The organism is Streptomyces anatolicus (genome assembly GCF_019400875.1).
GTDB lineage: Bacteria > Actinomycetota > Actinomycetes > Streptomycetales > Streptomycetaceae > Streptomyces > Streptomyces anatolicus.
On record NZ_WMBF01000752.1, the window covers coordinates 1 to 1976 of the forward strand.

Below are 1976 nucleotides of genomic sequence, written 5' to 3' on the forward strand. Positions count from 1 at the left end.
CGCCCCCGCCCTCGACTACGCCTCCCAGCGGCAACTGGCCCGCGCCCAGGCGTTCTTGTCGCTCGGCCGGTACGACCACGCCGTGCAGGCCGCGCACATCGCCTGGCAGGACGCGGCGACCCGACCGGCGGGCGCCGACATGCTGGACGCGATGATCGACGTGCACTGCACGGCCGCGATGGCCGACATGTCACCGGAACACTTCGCCGCCGCCGAGCAGTGGCTGAAGTGCGCGTACAACCACGACCCGACGAACGTACGGGTGCGCGGCCTGCTCGCCGAGCGCACCTTCCGGCACGCGGTGGAACTGGACCGGCGCGGGAAACGGGATGAGGCCATTGAGGCCCTGGGGAAGTGTCTGACGTGGGATCCTGAACGCGCCGACGCCGAGGCGCTGTTGCGGCGGCTCAACCGTGACGGCAGGAACCGGCGTGGCAGGGGTGACGTCCTCGGATAGAGGACCGCCGCGCCCCGCGCGCGCCGCCCCGCGAGCCGCCCGTGAGCCAGGGAGGGAACCCGCTTGACGCCCGCACAACTGCTCGACAAAGCCTTGATCATCAAGGAGTTGAGACGGCTCGCCGCCCTGCCCGCGCTGGAGCCGCGCGGTGCCGAACTGACGGCCCTGCACCGGGACATGGGCTCGATGACCCGGCTCGACAGCTGGGCGGAGGTCGACCTCGTACAGACGTACGTACGACCGGAGAGCGTACGGACACCCCCCGAACAGAGTTCCGGGCGCCGCGACCGGCTGCTTGAGGCGGTCCTCGGGGTGCTCGTCTTCATCCCGCTCCTGGTCACCTGGTTCGGCCTGCGGGAGGCCGTGCGGGCCTACAGCGAGCTGGCCGCCGAGGACTCGAAGAAGGTGACGCGCCCCTTCCTCCAGCTGTGGCAGACGGGCTTCGGCGGGCATCTGTCGCCGCTGGGCCGGTTCGAGAACGTGGCGCTGATGGCCGTGCTCCTGATCGCCCTGCTCGTGGCGCTCTCGGTGTGGCACGCGCGCGTGCGGGTGCGCTCCGAGCGCGACGACGAGGCGCGGGAGGCGGAGCGGGAGCGGCTGCTCGCCGAGCTGGCGTCGGTACTCACCCGTACGCAGATGCTGCTCGCGCCGTACCGCAGCGCGTCGCCCATGCAGTTCATCGCGGAGCTGAGGGAGGCCGCCAAGGAGATGCGTGACGTGTCGGCGAAGGCGGAGCGGAGCCACAAGGCGCTCAGCGGGGCCACGGCCTCCGTGGGCCAGGCGACGGACGCCCTGAAGAGCGCGGCGCTCTCCCTCACCAAGGAGGTGCCGAAGCTCGGCGCCGCCGCCGACCGCATCAACACCACCCTGCGCGACGGCACCGCGGCGACCGCGAAGGCGGGCCAGGCCAACGCGCTCGCGGCCCGCGGGATCGCCGACCACGTCAAGGCGGCGGGCGACACGGTCGAGGCCTCCCTGAAGGCGCTGGTCACCGCGCAGCAGACGCTCGTCACGAAGTCCGAGTCGGTGGCGAAGGCGACCGAACTGGCCTCGCGGGCCCTGGTGTCGAGCACCGGCCGCACGGGCGACGCGGTGGACGGCATGCGCGAGGCCACGGAGCGGTGGGACGCGGCGGCCGCCCACTGGCAGGACGCGGCGGCCCGCCTCGACGCCCGCATGGACACGCTGGCGGCCGCCCTGCCCTCCCTGTCGGCGTGGGGCGGCACATACGGTTCCGGCGGCACGGGCGGCGCGTACGGGTCCGGTGGCACGGGCGGCGCGTACGGGTCCGGTGGCGCGGGCGGCCCGCGTGGCGGGGGCGGCCTGAGTGGCGCGGTCGGCACGGGCGGCACCGGGGGCGCGTACGGCACCGGTGGCACGGGCGGTCTGAGTGGCGCGGGCGGCACGGGCGGTGGCTCCTTTCAGGCGAACGGTGGTGCCGCCAACGGGCACGCCGCCGAAGGCGGTTCCTCCGTGCCCGCGCAGTCCCTGCCCGCGCGGCCTCCGGTGGGCCCCGCGG

At 74.1% G+C, this 1976-nt stretch carries 2 protein-coding genes; both read left to right on the forward strand.

Features of this window, described 5'->3' with window-relative positions:
* The coding region (locus GKQ77_RS32130; RefSeq protein ID WP_219692650.1) for a tetratricopeptide repeat protein at positions 1 to 457 on the forward strand (457 nt) is incomplete at its 5' end.
* Between the two features lie 63 nt (positions 458 to 520).
* Positions 521 to 1976: hypothetical protein (locus GKQ77_RS32135; protein ID WP_219692652.1), on the forward strand; the 1456-nt coding region annotated here is incomplete at its 3' end.